The sequence below is a fragment of the Mumia xiangluensis genome, assembly GCF_010994095.1.
GTDB classification, from domain to species: Bacteria; Actinomycetota; Actinomycetes; order Propionibacteriales; family Nocardioidaceae; genus Mumia; species Mumia xiangluensis.
Genome location: NZ_WJYO01000005.1, coordinates 218,029 through 236,274, shown reverse-complemented (window position 1 = coordinate 236,274; position 18,246 = coordinate 218,029). Strand labels below are relative to the sequence as shown.

19 protein-coding genes are annotated in these 18,246 nt (G+C 69.9%); 2 read left to right on the top strand and 17 right to left on the bottom strand.

Going from position 1 to position 18,246, the window contains the following annotated elements; translation table 11 throughout:
• Positions 1 to 116: 116 nt before the first annotated feature.
• The 4 genes from GH747_RS16560 to GH747_RS16545 are packed head-to-tail and all read right to left on the bottom strand — an operon-like array spanning position 117 to position 4,090.
• Positions 117 to 935, bottom strand: a complete 819-nt coding sequence (locus tag GH747_RS16560) for an ABC transporter permease (protein ID WP_149770726.1) — start codon at positions 933 to 935, stop codon at positions 117 to 119.
• Complete coding sequence (locus GH747_RS16555; protein ID WP_149770725.1) at positions 932 to 1,792, bottom strand: ABC transporter permease; 861 nt, start codon at positions 1,790 to 1,792, stop codon at positions 932 to 934. Before GH747_RS16555 ends, GH747_RS16560 begins: the two co-directional genes overlap by 4 nt.
• A complete protein-coding gene (locus tag GH747_RS16550) occupies positions 1,792 to 2,958 on the bottom strand; it encodes an ABC transporter ATP-binding protein (protein ID WP_149770724.1) in 1,167 nt (388 codons plus the stop codon). Before GH747_RS16550 ends, GH747_RS16555 begins: the two co-directional genes overlap by 1 nt.
• Entirely contained in the window at positions 2,942 to 4,090 is a 1,149-nt protein-coding gene (locus GH747_RS16545; protein WP_149770723.1) for a polyamine ABC transporter substrate-binding protein, read from the bottom strand. The genes GH747_RS16550 and GH747_RS16545 overlap by 17 nt, the downstream gene beginning before the upstream one ends.
• A gap of 255 nt (positions 4,091 to 4,345) precedes the next feature.
• On the opposite strand from GH747_RS16545, the gene GH747_RS16540 reads away from it, so the two are divergent.
• Positions 4,346 to 4,816: an Lrp/AsnC family transcriptional regulator gene (locus GH747_RS16540; protein ID WP_149770722.1), complete on the top strand. Its 471-nt coding sequence runs from the start codon at positions 4,346 to 4,348 to the stop codon at positions 4,814 to 4,816.
• 6 nt (positions 4,817 to 4,822) lie between these two features.
• Here the strand turns inward: GH747_RS16540 and GH747_RS16535 are convergent, their stop codons facing one another.
• From GH747_RS16535 to GH747_RS16485, 11 genes are all read right to left on the bottom strand, one after another.
• Positions 4,823 to 5,548: an AMP-binding protein gene (locus tag GH747_RS16535; protein WP_149770721.1), complete on the bottom strand. Its 726-nt coding sequence runs from the start codon at positions 5,546 to 5,548 to the stop codon at positions 4,823 to 4,825.
• The gene (locus GH747_RS16530; protein WP_149770720.1) at positions 5,545 to 5,949 is read right to left on the bottom strand and encodes a thiol-disulfide oxidoreductase DCC family protein; all 405 of its coding nucleotides are present in this window, start codon (positions 5,947 to 5,949) and stop codon (positions 5,545 to 5,547) included. Before GH747_RS16530 ends, GH747_RS16535 begins: the two co-directional genes overlap by 4 nt.
• Entirely contained in the window at positions 5,949 to 6,677 is a 729-nt protein-coding gene (locus GH747_RS16525; RefSeq protein ID WP_149770719.1) for an enoyl-CoA hydratase, read from the bottom strand. Before GH747_RS16525 ends, GH747_RS16530 begins: the two co-directional genes overlap by 1 nt.
• On the bottom strand, positions 6,674 to 7,561 hold the full coding sequence (locus GH747_RS16520) for an HAD family hydrolase (protein ID WP_149770718.1): 888 nt from the start codon (positions 7,559 to 7,561) through the stop codon (positions 6,674 to 6,676). Before GH747_RS16520 ends, GH747_RS16525 begins: the two co-directional genes overlap by 4 nt.
• Entirely contained in the window at positions 7,554 to 8,684 is a 1,131-nt protein-coding gene (gene rlmN / locus GH747_RS16515; protein WP_149770717.1) for a dual-specificity RNA methyltransferase RlmN, read from the bottom strand. The genes GH747_RS16520 and rlmN overlap by 8 nt, the downstream gene beginning before the upstream one ends.
• A gap of 49 nt (positions 8,685 to 8,733) precedes the next feature.
• On the bottom strand, positions 8,734 to 9,576 hold the full coding sequence (locus GH747_RS16510; RefSeq protein WP_149770716.1) for a phosphatidate cytidylyltransferase: 843 nt from the start codon (positions 9,574 to 9,576) through the stop codon (positions 8,734 to 8,736).
• Positions 9,576 to 10,130: a ribosome recycling factor gene (frr, locus tag GH747_RS16505; protein ID WP_205603006.1), complete on the bottom strand. Its 555-nt coding sequence runs from the start codon at positions 10,128 to 10,130 to the stop codon at positions 9,576 to 9,578. The genes GH747_RS16510 and frr overlap by 1 nt, the downstream gene beginning before the upstream one ends.
• Before the next feature lie 36 nt (positions 10,131 to 10,166).
• Positions 10,167 to 10,922, bottom strand: a complete 756-nt coding sequence (gene pyrH / locus GH747_RS16500) for a UMP kinase (protein WP_149770927.1) — start codon at positions 10,920 to 10,922, stop codon at positions 10,167 to 10,169.
• Between the two features lie 110 nt (positions 10,923 to 11,032).
• Positions 11,033 to 11,857, bottom strand: a complete 825-nt coding sequence (gene tsf, locus GH747_RS16495) for a translation elongation factor Ts (RefSeq protein ID WP_149770714.1) — start codon at positions 11,855 to 11,857, stop codon at positions 11,033 to 11,035.
• Between the two features lie 122 nt (positions 11,858 to 11,979).
• A complete protein-coding gene (gene rpsB, locus GH747_RS16490) occupies positions 11,980 to 12,912 on the bottom strand; it encodes a 30S ribosomal protein S2 (RefSeq protein ID WP_149770713.1) in 933 nt (310 codons plus the stop codon).
• Positions 12,913 to 13,220: 308 nt separating this feature from the next.
• Entirely contained in the window at positions 13,221 to 13,748 is a 528-nt protein-coding gene (locus tag GH747_RS16485) for a CAP domain-containing protein (RefSeq protein ID WP_194842925.1), read from the bottom strand.
• A gap of 124 nt (positions 13,749 to 13,872) precedes the next feature.
• Here GH747_RS16485 and GH747_RS16480 point away from each other — a divergent pair, with 124 nt between their 5' ends.
• Positions 13,873 to 14,775, top strand: a complete 903-nt coding sequence (locus GH747_RS16480; RefSeq protein WP_163695702.1) for a M23 family metallopeptidase — start codon at positions 13,873 to 13,875, stop codon at positions 14,773 to 14,775.
• A gap of 70 nt (positions 14,776 to 14,845) precedes the next feature.
• Here GH747_RS16480 and GH747_RS16475 read toward each other — a convergent pair whose 3' ends face one another.
• Both GH747_RS16475 and GH747_RS16470 read right to left on the bottom strand, forming a co-directional pair.
• Positions 14,846 to 17,068 carry an NADP-dependent isocitrate dehydrogenase gene (locus GH747_RS16475; protein WP_228552960.1) on the bottom strand — a complete coding sequence of 741 codons (2,223 nt, stop codon included), beginning with the start codon at positions 17,066 to 17,068 and terminating at the stop codon, positions 14,846 to 14,848.
• A gap of 201 nt (positions 17,069 to 17,269) precedes the next feature.
• Positions 17,270 to 18,217 (bottom strand): tyrosine recombinase XerC, encoded by a 948-nt coding sequence (locus tag GH747_RS16470; RefSeq protein WP_149770710.1) that lies wholly within the window; start codon positions 18,215 to 18,217, stop codon positions 17,270 to 17,272.
• Positions 18,218 to 18,246 lie beyond the last annotated feature (29 nt).

Genomic DNA, 18,246 nt, shown 5'->3' with positions numbered 1-18,246 from the left:
GCAAATGCCCGCCATGCACCGGAAGTTTGCGGTGCATGGCGGGCATTTGCGGTGGGAGCGTGGCAAACGGCCCTCGGGTCAGGCGAGACGAGGCGGAGCCCGTCGTACGGCGGTGGCTAGGCGGCTGCCTTGGCCCTGCGGCGCCGCGTGATCTCGCTGCCGAGCACGATCGTCACCGCGATCACGAACATCGCCGTCCCGATCACGTTGACCTGCATCGGGATGCCGCGCTGCGCGACTCCCCACACGTACATCGGGAAGGTCACCGTCTGGCCGGCGTTGAGGTTCGTGATGATGAAGTCGTCGAACGACAACGAGAAGCTCAGCAGAGCCGCACCGAGGATGCCCGGGAAGACCAGCGGGAACGTGACCCGCCAGAACGTCTGGTTCTCTGTGGCATAGAGATCCATCGCCGCCTGCTCGAGGTTGTCGTCGAGCCCGGACAGACGCGCCCGCACCGTGATGATCACGAACGACAGGCAGAAGGTCACGTGCGCGATGAAGATCGTCACGAACCCGAGCTTGCCGCCGAACCCGGCCGACACGAACAGCGCCAGCATGGACGAGCCCAGCACGATCTCGGGCGCCGCCATCGGCAGGATGATCAGCGTGTTGAGGGGTCCGCGACCGGCGAAGCGGTGCCGGACGAGCGCGAACGCCGCCAGCGTGCCGAGGATCGTCGCCACCAGCGTCGCCAGGAGGCCGATCTCCACGCTGCGGACCACCGACGCGCACATGCCCGACGGCTCGCACGGGTTGAGCCAGTTGTGCAGCGTGAACCCGTCGAACTTGTAGACGTTGCGCGACGACGGATCGTTGAAGCTCATCAGCGCCACGATCGCGATCGGCACGAACATGTAGATCAGCACGAGCAGACCCAGCGCGAGCACGAGGTGCTCGCCGATCCAGCGACCGACCTTCTGGAGCGGGCTCATACGAGGTCCTCCGTCCCTGCGCGCCGGATGTAGAGGACGACGCCGATCGTGATGATGATCATCAGTGTCATCGACAGGGCACCCGCGGCGGCGTAGTCGCCCTGGTTGGTGAAGAGGTTCTGGATGACGTTGCCGATCATCCGCTGGTTGGGGCTGCCCAGGAGCTCCGAGTTGATGTAGTCGCCCGCCGCCGGGATGAACGTCAGCAGTGTGCCCGCCACGACACCCGGCATGGACAGCGGCAGGGTCACCTTGAAGAACCCGCGCGCCGGGGACGCGTACAGGTCGCCGGCGGCCTCGATCAGCCGGTGGTCGATCTTGTCGAGGCTCGCGAAGAGCGGCAGGACCATGAACGGCAGGAAGTTGTACGTCAGTCCCATCACGACCGCGAACGAGGTCGCGAGGAGACGTCCGTCGGGGCCGAGGATGCCGACCGCCTGCAGCGTGTTCACGATCCAGCCGTCGTCGGCGAGGATCAGCTTCCACGACAGCGTCCGGATCAGGAAGCTGGTGAAGAACGGCGCGATGACGAGCACCAGCATGAGGTTCTTCCAGCGGCCCGCCTTGAACGCGATCGCGTACGCGAGCACATAGCCGAGCAGCAGGCAGCCGAGTGTGGCGAGCGCGGCGTACCAGAACGAGCGCAGCAGCGGCCGCCAGTAAGCCTGGACGACGTCGACGTAGTTCGCGAAGTGCCACGTCATGTCGTAGCCGGTGAGCGACGAGCCCTCCGGGTCGTACAGGCTCATCGCGATCAGCGAGTAGAAGGGGACGAGGAAGAACAGCGCCAGCCACAGGGCCGACGGCAGCATCAGCCAGTAGCCCGTGAACCGGGCCCTGCGCCGGGTCCGCGCCATCAGTCGTCCCCGTCCTCGACGCCCGCCTTGGCGTCCTGGCTCGCATCGAGGAGGAACGCGTACTCGGGACGCCACGACAGGTCGACGGGAGTGCCGACCGCGAGGATCGGACGACGCCCGGTGTTCTGCTCGAACACCATCAGCTCCTGCCCCCACGGCATGCGTACGAGGTACTGGGTGGAGACGCCGACGAAGCTCACGTCGGTCACCACCCCGCCCTCGAAGCGGTTGCCGGGAGCGTCGATCTCCCCGCCGACCTCGGCGATCATGACCTTCTCCGGGCGTACGCCGACCCAGCCCTTGCCGCCCTCGGAGTGGCAGCGCTCGATCGGGATCGACACCGTGGTGCCCTGCACCGAGACCTTCACGACGTCGCCGTCGGGGCCGAGGATGTCGCCCGCGAGCAGGTTCGACTGCCCGAGGAAGTTCGCGACGAAGGTCGTCGCCGGGTTGTCGTACAGCTCAGACGGGGCGCCCATCTGCTCGATCACGCCGGCGTTCATGACCGCGACCGTGTCGGCCATCGTCATGGCCTCCTCCTGGTCGTGGGTGACGTGGACGAAGGTGAGGCCGACCTCGGTCTGGATGCGCTTGAGCTCGATCTGCATCCCGCGGCGCAGCTTGAGGTCGAGCGCGCCGAGGGGCTCGTCGAGCAGCAGCACCTCGGGGTTGTTGATCAGGGCACGCGCCAGCGCGACGCGCTGCTGCTGGCCGCCGGACAGCTGGTAGGGCTTCTTGCTCCCCTGGCTCTCGAGCTCCACGAGCGCGAGCATCTCGGCGACCGCCTTCTTGGTCTCCTTCACCCCACGCCGCTTGAGCCCGAACGCGACGTTCTCGGAGATGTCGAGGTGCGGGAACAGCGCGTAGTTCTGGAACACCGTGTTGACCGGCCGCTTGTACGGCTTGTCGTAGGTGATCTCGCGGTCGCCCAGCGAGATCGTGCCTGCGGTCGGCGTGTCGAGCCCGGCGACCATCCGCAGGGTCGTGGTCTTGCCGCACCCGGACGGGCCCAGCAGGGCGAAGAACGAGCCCTGTGGGACGACCAGGTCGAGCGACCTGACCGCCGTGAACGCGCCGTACGACTTGGTGACCGCGCGCAGCTCCAGGTCCCGCCCGGCGCTCGTCGGGTCCTGCGTGGTCGAGTCGTGGTCAGCCACCAGTGACATCGGCAAAATCTCCTTCGTACTCACGCATCTGGAACTCCTCGAGTGCCATGAACGAGTTGGTCTTGGCGAGGGTCTCGTCGTCGGGGAAGATCAGCGGGTCCGCGGCGAGCTCGGGGTCGATCTTCTCCATCTCCGCCTGGGCCCCCTGGACCGGGCAGATGTAGTTGACGTACGCGGCGAGCTTCGCGGCGACGTCCGGCCGGAAGTAGTAGTCGATCCACTTCTCGGCGTTCGCGTGGTGCTCCGCCTGGTTCGGGATCAGCATGTTGTCGGCCCAGATCATGAGCCCCTCCTCGGGGACCACGAACTCGATGTTCGGATCGCCTGCCGCCAGCACGTCGCCGGACCACGCCTCGCAGGCCAGGATGTTGCCCGCCGCCAGGTCCTGCACGTACTCGTTGCCGGTGAACGCGCGGATCTGCCCCGCGTCGGAGGACTTGCGGAGGTCGTCCATCGCGACACCCCACTGGTCGTCGGTGAAGTCGGCGGGGTCGGCTCCGTTCTTCAGGAGCATGAAGCCCATGGTGTCGCGCATCTCGGTGAGCAGAGTGACGCGGCCCTTGAGGTCGGAGCGGTTCAGGAGCTCGTCGAACGAGCGGACCTCCTTGACCTTCGCCTTGTTGTACGCGATGCCGGTGAGGCCGGCCTGCCACGGAGCGGAGTAGCCGCGCTCCGGGTCCCACGACAGGTCACGCAGCGACGAGATCAGGTTGTTGTGGAGGTTCGGGACGTTGGCCGGGTCGAGCGGCTGGATCCAGCCCATCTGGATCATCCGCGCCGCGGCCCAGTCGGTGAGCATGAACATGTCACGGTTGACCGGCTCGCATGCTCCGAGCTGGTTCACGACCTTCGCGAAGAACTCGTTGTTGTCGTTGACGTCAGCGGTGTAGCTGACCGTGATGCCGGTCTCCTTCTCGAACTCGGCCATCGTCGTGACGTAGCCGTCCTCGGGCTGGTCGATGTACTCGGGCCAGTTGGAGACGATCAGCCGACCGTCGGAGCTGCGGTCCGTCGCAGCGCACGCCGCAGGATCCTGTCGCCGGTCGGGCGTGCCGAAGAGCGGCAGCACAGCGGCACTGCCCAGGAGGAAGGCCGCTCCTCCCGCACCTCGGAGCAGCGTCCGGCGACTCATCTGCCTCACCACGATTGCCTCAACACCGTGTCCGACCTCTTTTCGTCCGGGGTGCCGCACGGCACCGGCGCGCCGCAAGACCTGGCTGGGATCGTCACACGCGAAACTACTCCCTGACAAGGGATTCCGTGGGATGTTTACGGCCCTGCAACGAATTCAAAGGGTTTCGCTCCGCAACTGCGCACGAAACCGCTTCGGATGAGACATTTGGGGATCCATTCGGCAGGTGCACCCCCGGTCGGGCAGGATGAGCGCATGACCGAGCGCAAGGGCACCAACGGCGTCACTCTCGACGACGTGTCGCGGAGCATCATCGCGGAGCTGCAGGTCAACGGCCGTCGGTCGTACGCGGCGATCGGCAAGACGGTCGGCCTGTCCGAGGCTGCGGTGCGCCAACGCGTCCAGAAGCTCACGGACGCCGGCGTCATCCAGATCGTCGCCGTGACCGATCCGCTCGAGCTCGGGTTCGCCCGCCAGGCGATGATCGGCATCAGCGTCAACGGCGACATCGTCGCGGTCGCCGAGAAGCTCGCGGGGATCCCCGAGATCGACTACCTCGTCATCACGACCGGCCGCTTCGACATGCTGGCGGAGATCGTCTGCGAGAGCGACGACGACCTGCTCGAGCTCATCACCAGCAAGATCCGCTCGATCCCCGAGGTGACGACGACGGAGACGTTCGTCTACCTCCGGCTGCGCAAGCAGACCTACGCCTGGGGCGTGTAGCCCGCGTCAGTCGCGCAGGACGACGCTGCGCCCGGTCTGCAAGCCGGTGAGGAGGTCGCCGACGAGCGCGGCCGTCCAGGTCGCGGCCAGCGGCACCTCAACCGGCCCGTCGGGCACACCGGCGCCCGCATCGGCGGCCAGCTCCGCGTGGGTGTGCACGGCGTACGCGTCCTCGGCGGGCGTCGTGACGAGCGGGGCCCCGGCATCAACGGGTACGACGGTTGCAGGATCGGTCGCTCCGGCCTTGAGCGCCGGCTCCCAGGCGACGTCACGAGTCTCGTCGATCGCCCACTCCCCCGCCCGCACGACGACGACCGCGCGGGGCGGTACGGGGTCGAGGGTCTCGAGCGCGGCGACCACGTCCGCCATCTGCGGGCCGTCGGCAACGACCAGGCCCGCGTCGCTGCGGCGTACGACGTCGGCGACCTCACCGCCGATCCACACCGTGGCGCCGATCCGCGCGGCAGCGAGCACGGCCACGGCGGTCTCCACCGAGACTGCTGCCGGCACCGCGACGGCGTGGCCCACCCGGACGCCCAGCGCACCCAGCAGCCCGCCGAACGCCGCCACCCGCTCGAGCAGCACCGCGTACGACAGGTCGTCCGCGGCGGCCCGGAGCGCCGGCTCGTCGGCACGTCCGGCGACGACCTGGCGGTCGAGGGCGTCGTACGCGAGGTTCAACCGCCCGGGTGTGTCCTCGCCGGGCCGGGTGAACCAGGTCGGACCGCTCATCGGTCGGCTCCGTTCGAGGGACGGCCGGGGGCCGCAGCTGCGGGCATGGCGCACTGCGGGGTGCCGCCCGGGAGCTGGTGGCGGTGCGCGGCCACCCACCGGTACACCGGCCAGGCCGCCGCGGTCACCAGCCGCGTCCCGAGGACGGCGCCGACCACCGGCCACGGGGTCCGAGCCGTACGGAGGTAGTCGGCGATCGCCGCCGGCCCGGCGCTGCGCCGATCACCGTCGACCCACCGGAGCACGGCGCTGCACTCGTCCGCGGTCAGACCGAGCGCATCGAGATCGGCGTGCTGCCACGCCACGACGTCGGCACGACGCGACGGGGCCCAACGCTGCGCCCATCGCGCCGCGCTCGAGCAGAACGCGCAGTCGCCGTCGAAGACCAGCACCGGAGCCATCAACGCCCCCGGAACACCGGAGCACGCTTCTCCGCGCGTGCGGTCGCGGCCTCGCGCACGTCGTCGCTGCTCCAGCACGCGTCGAAGCCCTTCGCGATCCTGGCGTCGGCGGCGGCGTCGGACGGGTCGGAGTTGAGGACGAGCTTGTTGAACGCCAGGGTGAGCGGCGCGAACGTGGCGATCTCGTGCGCCCACGCGACCGCCGCATCCCGGTCGCCGAGCCGGTCGGCGAGCCCACGGGCGTACGCGGTGTCGGCGTCGATCAGGTCGCCACCGAGCATCAGGGCCTTCGCGGTCCCGGCACCGGCCACGGCAGCGAGCGTCCGGATGGTCCAGGCGTCAACGGCCATGCCGTTGCGGACGGTCGGGACGCCGAACCGAGCCGTGGGTGCAGCGACGCGGAGGTCGCAGGCGAGGGCCAGCTGGGTGCCGGCGCCGATCGCAGGGCCGTTGACAGCGGCGATGATCGGGATCTCGGCCGCGGTCAGGGTCTGCAGCATCCCGTACAGCGCCTCGATGAAGGCGTCGCCGTACACGCCGGTCAGGTCCGCTCCCGCACAGAAGCTCGTGCCCTCGCCCGTCACCACCAGCGCGCGGGTCCCGTCGGACCCCGCCGCGACGACCGCCTCGCGCAGCGCCGTACAGGTGTCGAGGTCGAGAGCATTGCGACGCTCCGGGCGTCGCAGCTCCACGGTGGTCACGTCGCCGTCACGGGTCACGTCGATCACGGATGCTCCTGTCCGTCGAAGGAAGGTGAGCGGAGGGGACGTCCGTCGAGAGGTCGGTCGCCGCGCTCCTGGCAGATCCGGTCCAGGATGGCAGCCACCCCGTCCTCGTCGTTCGTCGGCACCACCTCGTGCACGCTCGCCAGCACCTCGGTGTGAGCGTTGGCCACCGCGAACGAACGGCCGGCCCAGCGCAGCATCGGGAGGTCGTTCGGCATGTCGCCGACCGCCCACACCGCCTCCTGGGCGAAGCCGTGCTGCGCCGACCACCGCGCGAGGCCCGAGGCCTTGGTGACGCCGCGCGCCGTGATCTCCGCGAGCCCGACCGCACCCGAGAAGCCCAGCTCGGCGCGACCCTCGAGCGCCGCGGCCACGCGCTGGTGGAAGACCTCCGGGTCGTGGCCGTCGAGCTTCGCGAGCAGCTTGCCGGCGGGTCGACCCGCGATCTGGGCCCAGTCGTCGAGGTCGTCGGCCGTGGGACTCTCGCGGACGTAGGCGAACCGCTCCTCGCGCCGCATCCCGTCCGCCCGCTCGACCGCGAACGCGATGCCCGGGATCGCCGCCCGCAGCACCTCGCCGAGCTCGAGCAGCACATCGGGCGACATCGTCCCCACCTCGGTGACCGTGCGGCTGGCCACGTGGTACACGAAGGCGCCGTTCGCGCTGAGCGCCACTCCCCCGGTCGCGTCGCCTACGGCATCGGCGAGGTCGTCGAGCCAGCGCGGCGGACGAGCCGTCACGAACACCGTCGGCACGCCGGCCGCCTCGGCGGACGCGATCGCCTCCCGGGTCCGGGCGGACAGGGTGCCGTCCGTCCGCAGGAGCGTCCCGTCGAGATCGGTGGCGAGCAGTGCCGCACCCGGTGCTGCGACGGGCAGTTCAGGCATCGGCCGCCGCGAGCTGGCCGCACGCGCCGTCGATCTCCTGACCACGGGTGTCGCGCACCGTCGTCGGGATGCCCTTGGCCTCGAGCCGCCGGACGAACTCGCGCTCGTCCGCCGGGTCCGAGGCGGTCCAGATCGAGCCTGGCGTCGGGTTGAGCGGGATCAGGTTCACGTGGACCCAGCCCCAGTCGCCGTACGACCGGAGCAGGTCACCGAGCATGTCGGCGCGCCACGCCTGGTCGTTGATGTCCTTGATCATCGCGTACTCGATGGAGACGCGGCGCTTGGTCGTACGGGCGTACTCCCATGCGGCCTCGACAGCCTCCTCGACCTTGAACCGCGTGTTGATCGGCACGAGGTCGTCGCGCAGCTCGTCGTCCGGAGCGTGCAGCGAGAGAGCCAGCGTGACGGGGATGCCCTCGCCCGTCAGCTGCTTGATCCGGGGGACGAGGCCGACCGTGCTGACCGTGATGTTGCGGGCGGACATCCCGAGGCCCTCGGGTCCGTCGTCGACCATCCGGCGTACGGCGCCGATGACGGCGTTGTAGTTGGCCATCGGCTCGCCCATGCCCATGAAGACGACGTTCGACAGCCGGCCGGGTCCGCCGGGGATCTCGCCCCGCGCCATCGCCCGGGCCCCGTCGACGACCTGCTCGATGATCTCGCCGGTCGACATGTTGCGCTGCAGGCCGCCTTGCCCTGTTGCGCAGAACGGGCACGCCATGCCACAGCCGGCCTGGCTCGAGACACAGATCGTCGCGCGGTCCGGGTAGCGCATGAGCACCGACTCGACGAGCGCGCCGTCGAACAGCTTCCACAGCGTCTTGCGGGTCGTCCCCCGGTCGGCCGTCTGCGTCTTGACCGGCGTGATCAGGTGCGGCATCAGGCCCTCGACGAGCTGGTCGCGGATGCCTGCGGGCAGATCCGTCATCTCCGCGGGGTCGGACACCAGCCGCGTGAAGTAGTGCGTCGAGAGCTGCTTCGCACGGTAGCCGGGGAGGCCGATCGCCTCGACCGCCTCCTTGCGGGCAGCGAGGTCGAGGTCGGCCAGGTGGCGCGGCGGCTTGCCCCGCCCCTTGGGCTGTTCGAAGACGAGCGGGAGCGGGTTCGGATTCACGTGCGACATGTCAGGACCATCCTCCCATCCCACGCCAACCGCCGCCGCGCGGTGCGCGTCAGGACACCGGCACGAGGAAGTGCAGGACGATCCAGCAGACCGGGGCAACCGCGAGCAGCGAGTCGAGTCGGTCCATCAGGCCACCGTGGCCCGGCAGAAGGTCGCTCATGTCCTTGATGCCGACGTCGCGCTTGATCATCGACTCGGACAGGTCGCCCAGGGTCGCCATCGCCACCGCGACCAGGCCGAGGACGACGCCAACCCACCACCGGCCGTCCAGCAGGAAGGTCACCAGCAGCACGCCCGCGAGCACGCAGCCGACCACCGATCCGCCGAACCCCTCCCACGACTTCTTGGGACTGATGGTGGGCGCCATCGGGTGCTTGCCCAGCTTGTAGCCAGCGGCGTACCCGAAGATGTCGGAGGCGATCGTGACCACGATGAACGTGACGATCCGCTTCGCGCCGTCGCCCTCGGCCGCCATCAGCACGACGAACGAGCCGAGCACCGGAACGTAGGCGAAGACGAAGACCGCCGCAGACGCATCGCGTACGAAGCCGTCCGCGCCGCGGGGCATCCGGTAGACGAAGATGCCGAGCACGGTGAGAGCCGTGCCGATCGCGATCGCCTCGGTGCCACCGAAGTAGACCGTGGCGAGCGTCGCCAACCCACCCGCCATCAGCGGCGGCAGCGGGATCGCGATGCCGGCCTTCGCGAGTGCGCCGGTCAGCTCCCAGATCGCGACGCCGGCCGCCGCGAGGACGACCACGACGAACAGGGCCTTGACGAAGAACAACGAGACGACGACGGCGGCGCCGAGGCCGACTCCGACGGCGATGGCGGCCGGAAGGTTGCGACCGCCGCGCTGCCGGGGCGCTGCGGGGACATCAGGAGCGCTCATCAGACCTCGAGCAGCTCCTGCTCCTTGTTCTTGACGAGCTCGTCGATGTGGTCGACGTGCTTCTTGGTGAGGCCGTCGAGGCGCTTCTCGGCACCGGTCACGTCGTCCTTGCTGACCTCGCCGTCCTTCTCGGCCTTGTCCATCGCCTGCTTCGCGGTGCGACGGATGTTGCGGACCGCGACGCGGCCCTCCTCGGCCTTGGACTTGGCGAGCTTGATGTACTCCTTGCGGCGCTCCTCGGTGAGCTGCGGCAGGACGAGACGCAGGACCTTGCCGTCATCGGTCGGGTTGACACCGAGGTCGGAGTCGCGGATCGCCTTCTCGATGGCGCTCTTGGCACCAAGGTCGTACGGGCTCACGATGACGACCCGCGGCTCGGGGATCTGGAACCCGGCGAGCTGCTGGATCGGGGTCGGCGTGCCGTAGTAGTCGGCCGTGATCTTCGCGAACATCGCGGGGTGCGCGCGCCCGGTGCGGATCGCGGCGAACTCCTCGCGCGCGTGCTCGACGGCCTTCTCCATCTTGGAGTCTGCGTCGCGCAGGGTCTCGTCAATCACTGGCCTGCTCCTTCGTCTGCGGTCTCTGGTCGGTCAGTCTGCGTAGACCAGCGTGCCGATCTTCTCACCTCTCAGGACCGAGGAGATGTTGCCCTCTCCCTCGATCCCGAAGACGCGCATCGGCAGCCTGTTCTCCATCAGCAGCGCGAACGCCGTCGCGTCGGCGACGCGCAGCCCACGCTGCAAGGCCTCGGCGTAGGAGATGGAGTCGATCTTGGTGGCGCTTGAATCCTTGTTCGGGTCGGCGGTGTACACGCCGTCGACCCCGTTCTTGCCCATCAGGACCTCGTCCGCACGGACCTCCAGCGCGCGCTGCGCGGAGACCGTGTCGGTCGAGAAGTACGGCATGCCTGCGCCTGCACCGAAGATCACGACGCGCCCCTTCTCGAGGTGGCGGATCGCGCGCCGCGGGATGTACGGCTCGGCGACCTGCCCCATCGTGATGGCGGTCTGCACACGGGTGTCGATCTCCTGCTTCTCCAGGAAGTCCTGGAGAGCGAGGCAGTTCATGACGATGCCGAGCATCCCCATGTAGTCAGCGCGTGCACGGTCCATGCCGCGCTGCTGGAGCTCGGCTCCGCGGAAGAAGTTGCCGCCACCGATGACGATGGCGATCTCCACGCCGGCGGCGACGCCCTCGGCGATCTGCCGGGCGATCGTGTTGACGACGTCCGGGTCGACGCCGAGGCTGCCGCCGCCGAACGCCTCGCCGGACAGCTTGAGGAGCACACGGCGACGCTCTTCGGCCGGCTCCGATCCCGCCCCGGACGCCGAGCTTGCCCTGAACACGGCGAAGGCCGGCGGGTCGACTGTCTTGTTCTGGTCCACCACACCGGCCTCCGTATCGCGCGTCGTCGTCAGGCTAGTCCCACTGTCGAGCGGCCTCACAGCCGAGGCTGTCAGCCGCCGATCTCGATGTGAGCGAAGCGGGTGACCGTGAGGCCGGCCTCGTCGAGGACCTGCTTCACGGACTTCTTCTGCTCGGTGACCGAGGGCTGGTCGAGCAGGACGAAGTCCTTGTAGAACGCGTTGACCTTGCCCTCGACGATCTTGCTGATCGCCTGCTCGGGCTTGCCCTCCTCGCGGGCAGCGGCCTCGGCGATCTCGCGCTCCTTGGCCACGACGTCGGCCGGGACCTCGTCGCGGGTCAGGTAGCGGGGGCGCATCGCGGCAACCTGCATGGCCACGCTGCGTGCGATCTCCTCCTCGCCGTCGCCCTCGAACTCGATGAGGACGCCGACGGCCGGCGGAAGGTCGCTCGCACGACGGTGCAGGTAGGTCGCGACACGACCCTTGCCCTCGAGGACCTGGACGCGGCCGAGCTCGAGCTTCTCGCCGATGATCGCGGCGAGCGCCGAGATCTTCTCGGCGACCGTCTTGCCGTCACCAGCGTCGGTCGCGGCGAACTCCTCGGCCGAGGCCGGGTTGGTCCGGTCGGCGAGGGCTGCGAACTCCTCGGCCATCGCGACGAACTGCTCGTTCTTCGCGACGAAGTCGGTCTCGGCGTTCAGCTCGACGATCGCGTTGCCCGACGCGGCGACGAGGCCGGCGGTGGCCTGACGCTCGGCGCCACGCTTGTCGGCCTTGGCCTGGCCGTGGACCCGGAGGATCTCCACGGCCTTGTCGAAGTCGCCGTCGGCCTCGGTGAGGGCCTTCTTGGCGTCCATCATGCCCGCGCCGGTCGCGTCGCGGAGCTTCTTCACCTCTGCTGCAGAGATTGCCATCTGTATCTCTCTCGTCGTTCGTCCGTGGCCGGTGGATCGGCCGTTGGTGCTAGCCGCCGGGCCGGCCCCACGTGGGGCCGACCCGGCTGGCCGAAGTGGTGGGACAGACCCGCCGGGGTCGATCAGGCGTCGGCGGGCTTCTCTTCGGTCGAGCCCGTCTCGGCGAGGTTCTCCTCGGCAGCGGCGGTCTCCTCGGCAACCTCGGCGACCGTGTCGTCGGCGCTGGCCGACGACTGGACCTCGGCCTCGGCGGCCTCGGTCGTGGCGGCGTCGGTGCCCTCGGCGAGCTCGCGCTCCCACTCGGCGAGCGGCTCGCCGGCGGCGACGGTGCCCTCGGCCTCGGCGGCCTCGGTCTCCTTGCCGGCGCCGCGCGAGATCAGGCCCTCGCCCACCGCGTCAGCGACGACGCGGGTGAGGAGCGTGACCGAGCGGATCGCGTCGTCGTTGCCCGGGATCGGGTAGTCGACGTCGTCGGGGTCGCAGTTGGTGTCGAGGATCGCGACGACCGGGATGCCCAGCTTCTTGGCCTCGTCGACCGCCAGGTGCTCCTTCTTGGTGTCGATGACCCAGAGCGCCGACGGCGTACGGGTCATGTCGCGGATGCCACCCAGGGTGCGGTCGAGCTTGTCGTGCTCGCGCTTGAGCTGCAGGAGCTCCTTCTTGGTGCGGCCGGAGCCGGCGACGTCGTCGAAGTCGACCTCGTCGAGCTCCTTGAGGCGCTTGATCCGCTCGTGGACGGTCGAGAAGTTGGTGAGCATGCCGCCCAGCCAGCGGTGGTTCACGTACGGCATGCCGACGCGGGTCGCCTGCTCGGTGATGGCCTCCTGCGCCTGGCGCTTCGTGCCGACGAAGAGGATCGTGCCGCCACGGGCGACGGTCGTCTTGACGAAGTCGTACGCGCGGTCGATGTAGGCCAGCGACTGCTGCAGGTCGATGATGTAGATGCCGTTGCGCTCGGTGAGGATGAAGCGCTTCATCTTGGGGTTCCAGCGGCGGGTCTGGTGCCCGAAGTGGACACCGCTCTCGAGCAGCTGGCGCATGGACACGACGGCCATGGCGTTCCTCTTTCTTCATGGGCGCACGGGTGCGCCCGATCCTGGTTGACGTGCCGGCGGCGCCGACACCCTGGCGCCCGTGCGCGGACCGCCTCGCCGTACGGAGAGGACCAGGGCCGCGCATCCCAGCGGTGCTGGGCGAAGAGCGCGCGAAGTCACCCGTCACGCCGTTGGACCCGGTGATCGGACCAGAGGACGGTCGAGGTGCTCCACCAAGTCTAGGCCACGCCTCCCAGCGGGGGGAAATCGCACCCCGGTGCAACCGGAGGCGTCCCGTCGGTCCCAGGCAGGTGGCCGGCGGCCGCCGGTCAGCGACGGTACGCGAAGACCTGGCTGACCCAGACCGTTCCCCTGCCGTCGGCGCGGACTCCGACACCGATCCGGCGGTAGCGGGGCTCGAGGATGTTCGCACGGTGTCCCGGCGAGTCCATCCAGGCCCGCACGACCCACAGCGGCCAGCGGTAGCCGTACGCGATGTTCTCGCCCACCTTCCAGCCGCCGCACCTGCTGAGCACGGGCGTCAGGTCCTGGTGGGTGAGGCGCCCCGAGCGCGCGATCCGGTTGGCCGAACGCTGCGCGTACCGGTCGAGGCAGGTGCTGCGACTCAACGCCCGCAGGTGGTGCGCACGCCGTACGCGGTTGGTGTGCCGGACGACCCGTCGCTCGTAACGACGTGGCCCGGGCGGGACGGAGGCGGCCTTCGTCGCCGCGGACGTGGTCGTCGCGACCGTGGATGCCGGCGGCGCCGCTCGGGTCGTGGTCGCGGAGCTGCTCGGGGCCGCGGGAGCCACGAGCGTGGCCGCAGCCATCACCAGGGCAGGAACGATCACTCGCATCGGGTTCTCCCACTCCCCCGGAGCGCCCGCCTGAGTTCGTCCACAGGCCAACGCTCGACGTGTTTGTCCCCAGTTGGTCAACTTGTCCCTACGCTAGTCCTGCTGGGCGCGATTGCATCCTCACGTGAGTTCACTGCCTCTCGTCGCGCTGCTGATCGCGACGCTGTCCCTGAGCGGCCCCGTCCCCGACGACCAGCGCTGGTGGTGGCCGCTCGACCCGCGACCAGCCGTCGTCCGGCCCTTCGAAGCGCCGCCCAACCCGTACGCCGCCGGTCACCGCGGGATCGACCTCGACGCGCCTGCCGGCGCCGTGGTGCGCGTGGTGGACGACGGCGTCGTCGCCTTCGCCGGCCGCGTTGCGGGTGTCGAGATCGTAAGCGTCGACCACGGCTCGGTGCGCTCCACGTACCAGCCGGTCGCGGCTGACGTGGTGGCCGGCACGCGCGTCGCGGCCGGCGACGTGCTCGGCCGGCTCCTGCTCGCCGGCGGGCACTGCCTGCCGCGGGCGTGCCTCCACCTCGGCCGACGCCACGGCACCGCGTACGCCGACCCCGTCGAGCTGCTCGACCGGGCAGCAGCCGTGCGACTCGTGACCCCGTACGGTCCGCCGCCCGCGCCGCCGCAGACCATCGAGCCGGTCGGGCCCGACGGCTTCGTGGTGCCGGTCGACGCTCCGATCAGCTCACCGTTCGGGATGCGGATCCACCCGATCACCGGCGAGCTGCGTCTCCACGACGGCACCGACCTTGCCGCCGCGTGCGGGACTCCCGTCGGCTCGGCAGCGGCGGGCCGCGTGGTCGCCGTGACGTACGTCCCCGCGTACGGCAACCGCGTGGTCGTGGAGCACGGTGGCGGCCTCGTGACCAGCTACAACCACCTCGCCGCCGCCTCAGTCCCGACGGGCGCCGTCGTCGGTGCCGGATCCGTGGTCGGGACGGTCGGGTCGACCGGCCTCTCGACCGGCTGCCACCTCCACTGGATGGCACTGGAGCACGGGCGTCCGATCGACCCGATGCTGATGCTGTGAGGGGCAGGCTCCAGAGACGACGGGACCCGCCGAGGTGATCCTCGGCGGGTCCCGGCTCGGTCTACGGGCGTCAGCCCAGCGTCGCGAGCGCGTCGTTCAGCGTCTTGGAGGGACGCATGACCTGCGAGGCCAGCGCGTCGTCGGGGCGGTAGTAGCCCCCGATCTCCGCGGGCGAGCCCTGCACGCCGATGAGCTCGGCGGTGATCGTCTCGGCGTTGTCCGACAGCGTCTCCGCCAGCGGAGCGAACGCCGCCGCGAGCTCGGCGTCGTCGGTCTGGCTTGCCAGCTCCTGCGCCCAGTAGAGCGCGAGGAAGAAGTGGCTGCCGCGGTTGTCGATCCCGCCGACCCGACGGCTGGGCGACTTGTTCTCGTTGAGGAACGTGCCCGTCGCCCGGTCGAGGGTGTCAGCGAGGACCTGGGCCTTCGCGTTGCCCGTGACCTGCGCGAGGTGCTCGAAGCTGACCGCCAGGGCGAGGAACTCGCCGAGGCTGTCCCAGCGGAGGTAGTTCTCCTTCACGAGCTGCTGCACGTGCTTCGGCGCGGAGCCGCCGGCGCCGGTCTCGAACAGGCCGCCGCCGTTGATCAGCGGGACCACCGACAGCATCTTGGCGCTGGTGCCGAGCTCGAGGATCGGGAAGAGGTCCGTCAGGTAGTCGCGGAGCACGTTGCCGGTCACCGAGATCGTGTCCTCGCCCTTGCGGATGCGCTCGAGAGAGAAGGCCGTCGCCTCGACCGGAGACATGATCTCGATCTGGAGACCGTCGGTGTCGTGCTCGGGCAGGTAGGCCTGGACCTTGGCGATCAGGTTGCGGTCGTGCGCGCGCGCCTCGTCGAGCCAGAACACGGCCGGCGAGCCCGTCGCACGGGCACGCGTGACGGCCAGCTTGACCCAGTCGCGGATCGGGACGTCCTTGGTCTGGCACATGCGCCAGATGTCGCCCTGCGACACGACGTGCTCGAAGACCACGGCGCCGTCGTTGTCGACGACGCGGACGGTGCCCGCCGACGCGATCTCGAACGTCTTGTCGTGGCTGCCGTACTCCTCGGCGGCCTGCGCCATGAGCCCGACGTTCGGGACGGAGCCCATCGTCGTCGGGTCGTACGCGCCGTGGGCGCGGCAGTCGTCGATGACGACCTGGTAGATGCCCGCGTAGCTGCTGTCCGGGATGACGGCCAGCGTGTCGGCCTCGACACCGTCCGGCCCCCACATGTGGCCGGAGGTGCGGATCATGGCCGGCATCGACGCGTCGACGATGACGTCGCTCGGCACGTGCAGGTTGGTGATGCCGCGGTCGGAGTCGACCATCGCGAGCGCCGGGCCGTCGGCGATGCCCTCGTTGATCGCCGCAGCGACCGCGTCACGGACGTCGGCCGGGAGCGCGTCGAGACCGCCGACGATGCTGCCGAGGCCGTTGTTCGGGCTGAGGCCCGCAGCGGCGAGCGCCTCGCCGTGCTCGGCGAACAGCTGCGGGAAGAAGGCCTGGACGACGTGACCGAAGATGATCGGGTCGGAGACCTTCATCATCGTGGCCTTCAGGTGGACCGAGAACAGGACACCCTCGGCCTTGGCGCGCGCGATCTGCTCGGTGAGGAAGTCGCGCAGCGCGGCGACGTTCATCGCGGTCGCGTCGACGACCTCGCCGGCGAGCACCGGCACCTCGTCGCGCAGGACGGTGGTCGTCCCGTCGGCGGCGACGTGCTCGATGCGCAGGGCGCCGTCCTTGGCGATCACGGCGGACTTCTCGCTGGAGCGGAAGTCGTCGGCATCCATGTGAGCGACGTTGGTCTTCGAGTCGGCCGACCACGCGCCCATCGAGTGCGGGTGCTTGCGGGCGTAGCTCTTCACCGACGCCGGCGCGCGGCGGTCGGAGTTGCCCTCGCGCAGGACCGGGTTCACGGCGCTGCCCTTGACCTTGTCGTAGCGGGCGCGGACGTCGCGCTCGTCGTCGGTCGACGGGTCGTCCGGGTAGTCGGGGATCGCGAAGCCCTGGGCCTGAAGCTCCTTGATCGCCGCCTTGAGCTGCGGGACGGACGCACTGATGTTCGGCAGCTTGATGATGTTGGCCTCAGGCTGCTTCGCGAGCTCGCCGAGCTCAGCCAGCGCGTCTCCGACCTGCTGATCGGACGACAGCCGGTCCGGGAACTGCGCCAGGATGCGGCCCGCGAGCGAGATGTCCCGGCTCTCCACGGTCACACCGGCGGTGCCGGCGTACGCGGAGATGATCGGGAGGAACGAGTACGTCGCGAGCAGCGGCGCCTCGTCCGTAAGCGTGTAGATGACCTTCGAGTCCAACTCCGAGGCTCCGTTCCTGCGTTCGACCATCCCGCTTCCCAGGATGGTTCGGCGTGCTGGGGGTCATGTCCTTCAGCCGTGCGACGGCACGGGAGGGGACGCGCCACGCGGTGGCGGTCCGCGCTGAGGTCAGGCGCTCCGTAGACAGAGCCTACTTCGTCGCGCCGGTCGGACCCGACGCGGGACGAGCCTGCGCGGTCGCTAGGCGCGCGGGTGGGCCTGCGCGTAGGCGCTGCGGAGGCGCTCGGAGCTGACGTGGGTGTAGAGCTGGGTCGTTGCCAGCGACGCGTGGCCGAGCAGCTCCTGGACGCTGCGGAGATCGGCACCGCCCTCGAGCAGGTGGGTCGCAGCGGTGTGCCGGAGGCCGTGGGGTCCGAGGTCGGGCGCGCCATCGACCTCCCCGAGTCGGGAGTGCACCATCCGGCGCACCGTGCGTGGGTCGACGCGCCCGCCGCGCTGCCCCAGGAACAGGGCTGGCCCGCTCACCTGGACGACCAGGGCGCGGCGGCTTGCGACCCACCGGTCGAGCGCCTCGGCGGCGGGCCGCCCGAACGGGACGCTGCGCTCCTTGTCGCCCTTGCCCACGACCCGGACGACGTTGCGCACCCGGTCGACGTCGTCGACGTCGAGGCCGCACAGCTCGCCGACGCGGATGCCGGTCGCGTACAGGAGCTCGAGGATCGCCACGTCGCGCACCGCGACGACGGCGGCTGTCGAGTCGTCTCCGGAGTCGGCGGCGGTCGCGAACGACAGCGCGGCGTCGAGGAGGGTGCGGACCTCATCCTGGCGGAGCACGCCCGGGAGCTCCCGGTGGCGACGAGGATTGGCGAGCATCGCACCGGGGTCCTGGTCCGCCCGCTTGGTCCGGACGAGCCACGCGGTGAAGCGGCGCACCGCGGCGGCCCGGCGAGCGAGCGTGCTGCGAGCCCTCCCCCGGACCTGCTGACCGGCGAGGAAGCTGCGCAGGACTCTGAGCTCGAGCTGCGCGGGATCTGCCACTCCGAGCGCCTCGGCATGCGTGGCGAGAAGGTCGAGATCGCCCGCGTACGCACGAACGGTGTGCTCGCTCAGGCCGCGCTCGGACCGCAGGTGCCTCGCGTAGGCGTCGAGCGCGTCAGCCCACGCGACGCTGTGCTCGGGGGATGCCATGCCCCCGAGTCTGACGAGGGATCGTCGCG

Coding starts and splice junctions, on each gene's coding strand:
- GH747_RS16560 (WP_149770726.1), bottom strand. CDS start 935: ATGAGCCCGCTCCAGAAGGTCGGTCGCTGGATCGGCGAGCACCTCGTG.
- GH747_RS16555 (WP_149770725.1), bottom strand. CDS start 1,792: ATGGCGCGGACCCGGCGCAGGGCCCGGTTCACGGGCTACTGGCTGATG.
- GH747_RS16550 (WP_149770724.1), bottom strand. CDS start 2,958: ATGTCACTGGTGGCTGACCACGACTCGACCACGCAGGACCCGACGAGC.
- GH747_RS16545 (WP_149770723.1), bottom strand. CDS start 4,090: ATGAGTCGCCGGACGCTGCTCCGAGGTGCGGGAGGAGCGGCCTTCCTC.
- GH747_RS16540 (WP_149770722.1), top strand. CDS start 4,346: ATGACCGAGCGCAAGGGCACCAACGGCGTCACTCTCGACGACGTGTCG.
- GH747_RS16535 (WP_149770721.1), bottom strand. CDS start 5,548: ATGAGCGGTCCGACCTGGTTCACCCGGCCCGGCGAGGACACACCCGGG.
- GH747_RS16530 (WP_149770720.1), bottom strand. CDS start 5,949: ATGGCTCCGGTGCTGGTCTTCGACGGCGACTGCGCGTTCTGCTCGAGC.
- GH747_RS16520 (WP_149770718.1), bottom strand. CDS start 7,561: ATGCCTGAACTGCCCGTCGCAGCACCGGGTGCGGCACTGCTCGCCACC.
- rlmN (WP_149770717.1), bottom strand. CDS start 8,684: ATGTCGCACGTGAATCCGAACCCGCTCCCGCTCGTCTTCGAACAGCCC.
- GH747_RS16510 (WP_149770716.1), bottom strand. CDS start 9,576: ATGAGCGCTCCTGATGTCCCCGCAGCGCCCCGGCAGCGCGGCGGTCGC.
- tsf (WP_149770714.1), bottom strand. CDS start 11,857: ATGGCAATCTCTGCAGCAGAGGTGAAGAAGCTCCGCGACGCGACCGGC.
- rpsB (WP_149770713.1), bottom strand. CDS start 12,912: ATGGCCGTCGTGTCCATGCGCCAGCTGCTCGAGAGCGGTGTCCACTTC.
- GH747_RS16485 (WP_194842925.1), bottom strand. CDS start 13,748: ATGCGAGTGATCGTTCCTGCCCTGGTGATGGCTGCGGCCACGCTCGTG.
- GH747_RS16470 (WP_149770710.1), bottom strand. CDS start 18,217: ATGGCATCCCCCGAGCACAGCGTCGCGTGGGCTGACGCGCTCGACGCC.